This window comes from Rhizobium skierniewicense Ch11 (genome assembly GCF_023757665.1).
Classification (GTDB): Bacteria; Pseudomonadota; Alphaproteobacteria; order Rhizobiales; family Rhizobiaceae; genus Agrobacterium; species Agrobacterium skierniewicense.
This window is the reverse complement of sequence record NZ_RXPG01000007.1, coordinates 194644-202654: the sequence shown is the minus strand read 5'-3', so window position 1 is coordinate 202654 and position 8011 is coordinate 194644. Positions and strand designations below refer to the sequence as shown.

Below are 8011 nucleotides of genomic sequence, written 5' to 3'. Positions count from 1 at the left end.
GGAGCAGGTTTCTTCAACATGTCCCAATGAATCATAACCCCCCCGATGTGACCAGGGGTTTGTCAGCAGTCTGACCCGGCTCAAAAGCCGGGTTTTCGTTCCAGAACAGACGTGGATCAGATCAGAATGCGCGCTGAAGACGAACGAGACCGTTGACCTGATCGTCGCGATTGTCTTCGTCGTAATAGTTGACGGCAATCTTTGTGGAGAGGCCCTGCGTGATCTGGTAATCGAAGGTCACACCAGCCTGCCAAGCGTCGCGGTTGGAAAAGTCGTCACCGCGGCGAATGGAACCACCGGAGATTGCCGTGCCGACGCCGACGCCATTCGCAGAAACGATAGCCGAATCTGCCACGCTGCCGAAGTACTGGCCGCCAGGCGTGATCGTCAGCTTCTCAGTTGCCTTGATCGCATATTCGGCTGCAACAGCCCATTCGGACTGGTTGTAGTAAGCGTTGCCGCCGGATGCCCAGACGCCCGCCAGACCCAGTGTGCCAGGACCGATTTCGGCAGTGCCGATGAGGCGAACAGCGCCCTCTTCCTGGTCGACGTCATAGCCGCCGATCAGCTGAAAGGTTGCGCCGCCCAGCTTTGTGCCGAGACCCGCAGAAATACCGACGTTGTTGTCCGCTTCCTGCGTCAAGGCATTGCCTTCAACGCGAGCGATACCGGCATTCGTGCCTTCGAGCTCGTCAGCCGAAACGCCAGCCCAGAAGGACCCTGCGTCATATGTGTAACGGACGGAGTTGAAGAGTGCGTTCTGCGACAGAACGTCAGCTTCGCCAGAGAGACCATCGTCCCACCAGTTGTAGAACTTACCGACCTTGAGGCCGCCGAGTTCGATGAACGCCTGATCAACAAAGACGCTAGAACCTGTGTTTCCTGTGCCAGCAACCGCACCGGCAGTCCCTGCATCAGCATTGCCACGAAAACCGATGAAGCCGCGCAGTGCGCCAAGTTCGGTGTCTGTGCGTGTGTCGACTTCGAACTGGGCGCGCGTGAACGAATCCCAATCAGACGTACCCGAACGGTCACGGCCGAAATCGCGCTGGAAACGGATGTAACCACCGAACTTCAGGCAGGTTTCAGTGCCGGGAATGTAGAAGAAGCCTGTGCCGAAAGCGTCGCAAACGCGAACGTATTCAAGCGGCTCTGGCTCTGCTGCAATAATGGCGTCGGCAGCCTGTGCGCCTGACACTGCTGCAAGTGCTGCGGCGGAACCAATCAGAAGGCTCTTGATGTTCATTGTTTTTCCCGTCTCAAATTCAATGTGGCAGCGTTCTTCCTGAATGCTGCGCCTGGGTCCAACTAGAACGAAGCGGGGGATTCGCGCAAACGCTGAAATGTTAATTTAGCCGATATGCATATCCTAGATATCAGCATGTTGCCCGTTGGTCACAGGCTCCCTCACCCAACGATCTTGCGACGCATCAGAGAAAAGGCATTTCGATTGTTCTTCGCCACATCCGAAAACGAAAAAACCCGGCTCGAAAGCCGGGTTTCCCATCACTAACAGACGTTAGATCAGATTAGAAGTTGCGCTGAAGGCGAACGAAGCCAGTAACCTGGTCGTCACGGTCGTCTTCGTCGCTGTAGTTAACTGCAACCTTGGAGGTCAGGCCGTCTGTGATTTTGTAATCAACAGTTACGCCAGCTGTCCATGCGTCGCGGTTGGAGAAGTCGTCGCCACGGCGAGCTGTACCGGTCTGCGTGAATACGCCGAGCGGGCTAACTGTGCCGAGAGCAATCGTGTCAGACACGCTGCCGTAGTACTGACCGCCTGGAGTGATTGTCAGCTTGTCGGTTGCCTTGATTGCGTATTCAGCTGCAACGGCCCACTCAGATTCAGAGTAGTAAGCGTTGCCGCCGGATGCGTAAACACCAGCCAGGCCGAGTGTGCCAGGACCGATGTCAGCAGTCGCGATCAGACGAACAGCACCTTCTTCCTGGTCGACGTCATAGCCGCCGATAAGAGCGAGCGTTGCGCCGCCGAGCTTCGCGCCGACGCCAGCAGAGATACCAACGTTGTTGTCAGCTTCTGTGGAGAATACGCCGAACGTGTTGCCGTTAACAGTCGTTGTGCCGATCTGGCGAGCGAGCTGCGAGTTCAGGCCTTCCAGTTCGTCAACCGAAACGCCAGCCCAGAAAGAGCCTGCGTCGTATGTGTAACGAATGGAGTTGAAGAGTGCGTTTGTGGACAGTTCGTCAGATTCGCCAGAGAGACCATCGTCCCACCAGTTGTAGAACTTACCAACCTTCAGGCCGCCGAGTTCGATGAACGCCTGGTCAACGAATACGGAAGAAGAAGTGGATGCGCCGTTGTCAGCGTTACCACGGAAACCGATGAAGCCGCGCAGTGCGCCGAGTTCGGTGTCTGTGCGTGTGTCAACTTCGAACTGGGCGCGTGTGAAGGAGTCCCAATCAGACGTGCCGGATTCGTCGCGACCGAAGTCAGTCTGGAAACGAACGTAACCCGTGAACTTCAGGCAAGTTTCGGTACCAGGAATGTAGAAGAAGCCTGTGCCGAAAGCGTCGCAAACGCGAACGTATTCAAGTGGCTCTGGCTCTGCTGCGACGATAGCGTCGGCAGCCTGTGCGCCAGATACTGCTGCGAGAGCGGCAGCGGAGCCGATCAAAAGGCTCTTAATGTTCATGTTGACCTCCAGTCAAGTTTCAAAAGGGTCTGGGTTCTTAAGCTGAAGGACAGCATTCCCTGCCCCATTCCCGTGTTCTCGAAAACGGACGATCCACCGCCTCGCTTCCGTTGCTGAAAATACGGAAGGTTGGCGCGCTTGCAATCGGCAAACGCTGATATGACGCTTTTCCCCACCCGCTTCATTTTAAGATGTTGCTGAAAAAACACATTACGGTCTGTGCAGATGGGTAAAAGTTTACAGAGTGTTAAAAAACGCCTTTCGAATCCGCCACTTACAGTCGCCCCATGATGACGGCCAGCGGCGGCTTCACTGCGGCGCGGAGACTGTATAGAGATGCTGCGCCTCGCTTATACAGTCTCCACTCAACAACGCACCGCACCAGCGAGACCCGATCCGTGACCACCGACGCATCGTGCGACAAGAGAATCAGCGGACAGGATTGGCTCTGCACGACTCGCGGGAATCGACGACTTCCGACCCGTGCGCCATCTCGCCGTCAGAAACACCGGGCGGAAAGCGGTCTTTTTCGCCTCATTATAGAATAAGGCCTTGCATTCGATTTTTTTACACAATAATCAAGCGGCACCGGAGAGGTGGCCGAGTGGTCGAAGGCGCTCCCCTGCTAAGGGAGTATACGTCAAAAGCGTATCGTGGGTTCGAATCCCATCCTCTCCGCCATACCCGCCCAATTTCAAAAATCATCGATATTTCATCTGCGCGGAACATTCGTGCGGATACTGCGTTACCACCTCGACCAACAGCAAGAGGTGATCTCAAATGGCTCAGACCAAATTGAACGTTGTGGAAGACACAGTCGAGAATCAGATTGCAGAGCTGCGCTCGCAGATTTCTTCGCTTTCCAAATCCGTATCGGCCCGCGCAGGCGTGCTTTCCGAAGAGGCCTCGGAGTTTGCCGATGAAGCGCGCGGTCGCGTACAGCGCGTTGCACAGTCGGCTGCACAGACCGTGAAGGCACAGAGCCAGAACGTCGTTGAGGCCGTTAAGGAAAATCCAGGTACGGCAACATCGCTCCTGACAGTCGTCGGCGCGCTCGGCTTCGCTCTCGGCTATTTCGTCGCCACGGCGGCGCAGGAGCAGAAGAGCAGCAGCATCTATCGCTGGCGCTAAGCTTTCAGCCCATCAGATTTGAGGCAAGGAGTGTCCCGCTCCTTGCCTTTTTTGTTTACGGAGACCGAAACATGAGCTTTCCCGAAGATCTGGAGCTGGCACTCACAGAATTTTCCCGCGACAATGGTTTGCAACGCGACGCCGCTATCGAGCGCATCTTGAGAGACCGCCTGCTTCACGAGGGTCTGATGACTTCGAAGCAGAAAGGCATTCCGCCCGAAAAGCTGAACGCCAGCAACGACGACTGACCAGCGATTTAATAGCTGGAAGGCTCGTGGGACGCGCCGCCCTTGTAACGGTTCGCCAGCGATTTCAACGCGCTCGAAAACTCCGTCACATCCGCGCCCACGGCCACGAAAGACGCGCCCAGTTCGATATAGCGCTGATTGAATGCTTCGTTGAATGTCAGGATGCCCGCCGCTTTGCCCGCACCGACGATTTTCCTGATCGCTGATTCGATGGTGTCCTGCACCTCAGGCTCGTCTATTCGTCCGAGATAACCCATGTCGGCGGCAAGATCGGCAGGACCGATGAAGATGCCATCGACACCCTCGACATCGAGAATGTTGTCGAGATCGGCAATGGCTGCGCGGGTTTCCACCTGCACCAGAAGGCACAATCCCTCCGCAGCGGTTTCAGCGTAGTTTTCAATTGTATTGAAACCGGATGCGCGAGCGACGACAGCGCCCATTCCACGGATGCCGCGTGGCGGATAATGCATCGCTGAAACAAGCGCTTTCGCCTGGGCTGCCGAATCGACCATCGGCACCAAAAGTGTTCTTGCACCGGCATCCAGCAATTGCTTGATCATCCAGCTTTCACCGGTGGGAATGCGCACCACGGGCTCCGCCGAAGATGTCGCAAGAGCGCGCAGCTGGTCGATGATGCTGCGCAGATCATTGGGGCCATGTTCGCCGTCGATCACCAGCCAGTCGAAACCGGCAGTCCCGGCAATTTCGGCCGTGATCGCCTCCCCCATATCGAGCCACAGACCGATCTGCTGTCGTCCCTGATGGATGGCTGTCTTGAAACGATTTTCCGGCACAGGCATGGGGCAGTCCCTAAGCGAGCAGCAATTTCAGGTCGGCGGTGTGGTCGGTCAGAACATCGCGGCTGGGCTCTTTGCCGATATCGAGCAATTTCTTGCCACTGACATAGGCCTTTGCGTCGTTGATCGCATCGACGGCGACGAACCGTCCCCGCTTGAAATACCAGACCGAATGGCTGCCCTCGCGCTGACCGGGCCGCACCAGCGTCTCGTCATAACCCTGGTTGAAACCGGCGATTTGCAGCTTCACATCATACTGATCCGACCAGAACCACGGTTTTGGCTGATAGGGCTGTTCCTCACCCGCCAGCACAGTCGCTGCGGCCTCGGCCTGATCGACGGCATTCTGGACCGATTCGAGCCGCACATCGGCACCATTCAAAGGCAGCAACGCGCAGTCTCCCATGGCGTGAATATCCGGGTCGGAGGTGCGGGTGAATTGATCGACCAGAACGCCGTTACCGACATGGAGGCCGGATTCGCGCGCCAGCCGGTCGTTGGGGGTAACACCGATGCCCGCAATCACGAAGTCCACATCCAGCACCGAGCCATCCGAAAGCTCGGCAGCGCTGACGTGCCCGTCGGTGCCGATCAACCGGGTCAGGCCGGTTTTTTCGCAGATAGAGACGCCATGGGACACGTGAATATCGCGGATGATCGCCGCTGTTTCCGGTGCGGCGACGCGCTGGAGAATACGGTCAGCCATTTCGATCAGCGTGACCTCAAGACCGAGTTTTCGGGCAACGGCAGCAGCCTCCAGCCCGATATAGCCGCCACCGATGACCAGCAACCGGCGACCGGGCTGCATGTCACTCATCAGCCTGTCGGCATCCCGCTTGTCGCGCACCGTCAACACGCCGTCCAGATCTCCCCCGACACCGGCGGGCAAGAGCCGCGGGGCAGCGCCTGTCGCCAGCGCCAGCTTGTCGTACTCAAGCGTGCTGCCATCCTGCATCCGCACGGTTTTGGCTTGACGGTCTATCTCTTCCACCCATGTGGACAGACGCAGCTCGACATTGTTTTCGGCAAACCACTCGAGCGGGCGGAATTGCAAACGGTCGAAACTCATTTCGCCCATCAGGTATTTCTTCGATAGCGGTGGTCTCTGGTACGGGGGGACATCTTCGGAGCCGATGATGACAATCGGTCGCTCATCCCTAAGCGCCCGCAATTTCGCAGCAAGCGCAAATCCGGCCTGCCCCGCACCGACGATGACGAGTGTGCCTGCCATATGCTGCTCCATCAGTCCCAAGAATAGGCTTCAAGGCCTAAAGCCTGGAGCGCAGCACGTCAACCGGATTGCCGGATGGTCGTCGGCCCTTCCCCGCCAGCCCAGCCCGGCGCAACCTTCTGCCGCTAAACACGTTTCTGGATCTGAGTTTATTGTCGCAACCCGGGATACTGTGGCAAAACAGGCCAAGAACGAGAAAAAACGATCTGTTCTGTTCAGTGTTTGGCAAGGAAGCAGGCGTAAGATTGTGTTCAACCCAAAAGACAATCGGGGAGGTTGTCATGGCGCTTAACGTGAATATCAATGCAAACGATGCCGTCCCTCAGGACGAGATGTACGAGAAATACGCCGTCGATCGTCCCGGCAAGATCACGTTCATCGGTCACCATCTCAGCAGCCGAAACACGATGCGCTGCCTCATCCGCAAGATTTCGCTGTACGGCGCAGACATCGAGGTAAGCCCGCATCTGGAGCTGCCGACAAATTTCTATCTCGAAGTTCTCGGCATCAGGGACGAAATCGGCTGCACGCTCATCCGGCGCGAGGAGGAGCAGGTAACGGTTGCCTTCAACATGTTGATCGACGCCGAATTCCTCCACCATGTCCGTCGCTTGAGTTTCGAAACGGCGCTCTGAGGCCGATCGGGCTTCAGAAAAACCTTTTCACAACCAAAGCATTTCCCATGGCCCGCCTTGCGCGGGCCAATTTTGATTCTATGGTGAAGCCGTTTCTTGCAACGGATAACGGAACTTCCTGAAATGTCCGCATTTTCACGCTTCACCCCGCTCGCTGCTTCACTTCCATCCGCCGTGCCTTTCGTTGGCCCGGAGGCGATAGAGCGCAACCGCAAGCTTGCCGTCAAAGCGCGCATCGGGGCCAATGAAAGCGGCTTCGGCCCGGCACCGTCGGTCGTTGAAGCCATGCGCACGGCGGCAACAGAAACATGGATGTATTCAGACCCGGAAAATTTCGAGCTGCGGGAAGCGCTCGCCATTTATCACGGCATTTCCCGCGGAAACATCGCCATCGGCAATGGCGTGGACGGCCTTTTGGGCGAAATCGTCCGACTCGTGGTCGAACCGGGAACGCCGGTCGTCACGTCCTTTGGCGGTTACCCGACCTTCAATTATCATGTGAACGGTTATGGTGGACGGCTGGTGGCGACGCCCTATCTGGACGACCACGAAAACCTCGATGGCTTGCTCGATCTCGTCAAAAAGGAAAACGCGCCGCTCGTCTACTTCGCCAACCCCGATAACCCGATGGGAAGCTGGTGGGATGCGAGCGAAGTGCTCACATTCGCCAAGGCGCTGCCGGAAACCTGTCTGCTGGTGCTGGACGAAGCCTATTGCGAAACAGCCCCGGAAAGCGCCGTGCCCAGCGTTCGCGCCATGATCGGCATGCCCAATGTGCTGCGCATGCGCACCTTCTCCAAGGCCTATGGCCTGGCCGGCGCACGTGTCGGCTATGCCATCGGAACGCTCGGCAATGCGCAGGCCTTCGATAAGATCCGCAACCACTTCGGCATGCCCCGCATATCGGTCGCGGCGGCACTGGCGGCACTGAAAGATCAGGCGTACCTGCGCGATGTCGTCAAACGCATCGCCAACGCGCGCGAGCGCGTCTCGACCATCGCCCGCCAGAACGGCCTCTCTCCACTCGCCTCCGCCACCAACTTCGTCGCCATCGATTGCCACAAGGATGCAGCTTATGCCAAAGCCGTCGTCGATGGTCTGATGGAACACGGCGTCTTCATCCGCATGCCCGGCGTCGAACCCCTCAGCCGCTGCATCCGTGTGAGCGCTGCGCCGGATGACAAGCTGGACCTGTTTGCGCAGGCATTGCCGAAGGTACTGGAGGGGTTGGGTTGATCCCTCAGTCCTCTGACAGCGATGCCTTCGGATAGGGAAGCGTCAGCTCCAAAATATCTGAGCCTTGTCCCTCGCG

At 57.5% G+C, this 8011-nt stretch carries 8 protein-coding genes and 1 tRNA gene; 5 read left to right on the top strand and 4 right to left on the bottom strand.

Annotated features, from left to right (window positions below):
- Positions 1-121: 121 nt before the first annotated feature.
- A complete protein-coding gene (locus EKM04_RS07985) occupies positions 122-1246 on the bottom strand; it encodes a porin (RefSeq protein ID WP_183896992.1) in 1125 nt (374 codons plus the stop codon).
- A gap of 283 nt (positions 1247-1529) precedes the next feature.
- Complete coding sequence (locus EKM04_RS07980) at positions 1530-2654, bottom strand: porin (protein ID WP_183896993.1); 1125 nt, start codon at positions 2652-2654, stop codon at positions 1530-1532.
- Positions 2655-3244: 590 nt separating this feature from the next.
- On the opposite strand from EKM04_RS07980, the gene EKM04_RS07975 reads away from it, so the two are divergent.
- The 3 genes from EKM04_RS07975 to EKM04_RS07965 all read left to right on the top strand — a co-directional run bounded on the left by EKM04_RS07975 (position 3245) and on the right by EKM04_RS07965 (position 4033).
- A tRNA-Ser gene (locus EKM04_RS07975) sits at positions 3245-3335 on the top strand.
- Positions 3336-3434: 99 nt separating this feature from the next.
- The gene (locus EKM04_RS07970; RefSeq protein ID WP_183896994.1) at positions 3435-3785 is read left to right on the top strand and encodes a hypothetical protein; all 351 of its coding nucleotides are present in this window, start codon (positions 3435-3437) and stop codon (positions 3783-3785) included.
- A gap of 71 nt (positions 3786-3856) precedes the next feature.
- Positions 3857-4033, top strand: a complete 177-nt coding sequence (locus EKM04_RS07965; protein WP_183896995.1) for a hypothetical protein — start codon at positions 3857-3859, stop codon at positions 4031-4033.
- Between the two features lie 8 nt (positions 4034-4041).
- Here EKM04_RS07965 and EKM04_RS07960 read toward each other — a convergent pair whose 3' ends face one another.
- Together EKM04_RS07960 and EKM04_RS07955 are read right to left on the bottom strand one after the other, a co-directional pair.
- On the bottom strand, positions 4042-4836 hold the full coding sequence (locus EKM04_RS07960) for an aldolase/citrate lyase family protein (RefSeq protein WP_183896996.1): 795 nt from the start codon (positions 4834-4836) through the stop codon (positions 4042-4044).
- A 10-nt stretch (positions 4837-4846) separates the two neighbouring features.
- Positions 4847-6064 carry an NAD(P)/FAD-dependent oxidoreductase gene (locus EKM04_RS07955; RefSeq protein ID WP_183896997.1) on the bottom strand — a complete coding sequence of 406 codons (1218 nt, stop codon included), beginning with the start codon at positions 6062-6064 and terminating at the stop codon, positions 4847-4849.
- 281 nt (positions 6065-6345) lie between these two features.
- Here EKM04_RS07955 and EKM04_RS07950 point away from each other — a divergent pair, with 281 nt between their 5' ends.
- Both EKM04_RS07950 and EKM04_RS07945 read left to right on the top strand, forming a co-directional pair.
- Positions 6346-6699, top strand: a complete 354-nt coding sequence (locus EKM04_RS07950) for a hypothetical protein (RefSeq protein ID WP_174152518.1) — start codon at positions 6346-6348, stop codon at positions 6697-6699.
- A gap of 123 nt (positions 6700-6822) precedes the next feature.
- The gene (locus EKM04_RS07945; RefSeq protein WP_183896998.1) at positions 6823-7935 is read left to right on the top strand and encodes a pyridoxal phosphate-dependent aminotransferase; all 1113 of its coding nucleotides are present in this window, start codon (positions 6823-6825) and stop codon (positions 7933-7935) included.
- The last annotated feature ends 76 nt before the right edge of the window (positions 7936-8011 follow it).

Coding starts and splice junctions, on each gene's coding strand:
- EKM04_RS07970 (WP_183896994.1), top strand. CDS start 3,435: ATGGCTCAGACCAAATTGAACGTTGTGGAAGACACAGTCGAGAATCAG.
- EKM04_RS07985 (WP_183896992.1), bottom strand. CDS start 1,246: ATGAACATCAAGAGCCTTCTGATTGGTTCCGCCGCAGCACTTGCAGCA.
- EKM04_RS07950 (WP_174152518.1), top strand. CDS start 6,346: ATGGCGCTTAACGTGAATATCAATGCAAACGATGCCGTCCCTCAGGAC.
- EKM04_RS07955 (WP_183896997.1), bottom strand. CDS start 6,064: ATGGCAGGCACACTCGTCATCGTCGGTGCGGGGCAGGCCGGATTTGCG.
- EKM04_RS07965 (WP_183896995.1), top strand. CDS start 3,857: ATGAGCTTTCCCGAAGATCTGGAGCTGGCACTCACAGAATTTTCCCGC.
- EKM04_RS07945 (WP_183896998.1), top strand. CDS start 6,823: ATGTCCGCATTTTCACGCTTCACCCCGCTCGCTGCTTCACTTCCATCC.
- EKM04_RS07980 (WP_183896993.1), bottom strand. CDS start 2,654: ATGAACATTAAGAGCCTTTTGATCGGCTCCGCTGCCGCTCTCGCAGCA.
- EKM04_RS07960 (WP_183896996.1), bottom strand. CDS start 4,836: ATGCCTGTGCCGGAAAATCGTTTCAAGACAGCCATCCATCAGGGACGA.